Below are 1,330 nucleotides of genomic sequence, written 5' to 3'. Positions count from 1 at the left end.
AGGCTAATTATAAATTATACAGAGGTAGCAGCGGCTAAGTCTGGGTACTGGCAGTGCGGGACGGTGCTATGGCGATTTGATTACCCTATTCAGAAATCTTTGTCAAGTACAATTTATACCAAATTAGATGAGCTTACCCTGGTCAGAAACTAGGAGCAGATTTTTATTTTGCTACTCCTTATCATTCTTGGGAGAGGGGATTAAACGAGCATACCAAGGGACTGTTAAGACAATTTTTTCCCAAGGGAACGAATTTCAAAATTGTTAAGCCAGAGCAGGTAGAAAGAGCCGTAAACTTGATTAACAATCGTCCTCGAAAATGTCTTGACTATCGTACCCCGAATGAGGTATTCTATAAAGGTAGATCAGATAGTGATGCAATTCAGACTTGAATCAGCCCTTTAAGAAAAAACATCAGGGAGGAAGTGCCGAATTTACCAAATCTGCTTTTAAGTTCAAAGACAGACAAATCTATTTAGCTAAATGCACAGAACCTTTACCTATTCGATGGTCAAGACAAATCCCAGAAAGCTGTGAACCAAGCACAGTAACAGTCAGATTACATCCGTCTGGACGCTGGCATATCTCAATAAGATTTGATGACCCAACAATTAAGCCATTACCCCCAACCGATAAAGCCATCGGAATTGACTTAGGCATTAGTAGCCTTGTGATTACCAGCGATGGAGACAAGGTATCTAATCCTAAGCATTTTAAGAAACATTATCAGAGGTTGCGAAGAGCAGCGAAAAATTTTTCTAGAAAACAGAAAGGCTCAAAGAATCGGGAAAAAGCAAGAATCAAAGTAGCCAAGATTCACGCTCAAATCACCGATAGCAGAAAAGACCATTTACATAAGCTAACCACTCAATTAGTTCGTGAAAACCAAACGGTTGTGGTTGAGAATTTAGCCGTCAAGAATATGGTCAAAAACCCGAAATTATCTCAGGCAATATCTGATGTAAGCTGGGGAGAAATAACCCGACAATTAGCCTATAAATGCCGTTGGTATGGGAGAAATTTCATCGAAATAGATAGATGGTTTCCTAGCTCTAAAAGGTGTAGTAATTGCGGGTATATTGCTGAGAAAATGCCGTTAAATATTCGAGAGTGGGATTGTCCAGACTGTGGAACACACCATGACCGAGATGTTAACGCTAGTAAAAATATTTTGGCCGCAGGGCTTGCGGTGTCAGTCTGTAGAGCGACCATAAGACCAGAACAGAGTAAATCTGTTAAGGCAGGTGCGAAAAATCCTTCGGGACAGAAGCAGAAACCTAAATCGTGAGGTTTGGGAATCACCGTCCGTTTACGGCGGTGAGGATGTCAA

General features: G+C 41.1%; 2 pseudogenes. Both read left to right on the top strand.

Annotation, left to right across the window (positions count from 1 at the left end):
• Nucleotides 1–143: 143 nt before the first annotated feature.
• A pseudogene (locus O9295_RS13550) lies at nucleotides 144–392 on the top strand (IS30 family transposase); the annotation flags it as partial.
• An 8-nt stretch (nucleotides 393–400) separates the two neighbouring features.
• Nucleotides 401–1,288 (top strand): annotated as a pseudogene (locus tag O9295_RS13545) (RNA-guided endonuclease InsQ/TnpB family protein); the annotation flags it as partial.
• Between the last annotated feature and the right edge of the window lie 42 nt (nucleotides 1,289–1,330).

Source organism: Microcystis sp. LE18-22.4A (genome assembly GCF_027531105.1).
GTDB lineage: Bacteria > Cyanobacteriota > Cyanobacteriia > Cyanobacteriales > Microcystaceae > Microcystis > Microcystis aeruginosa.
Note: the sequence above shows the minus strand (reverse complement) of the source record. Positions and strands in the feature narration are given on the sequence as shown.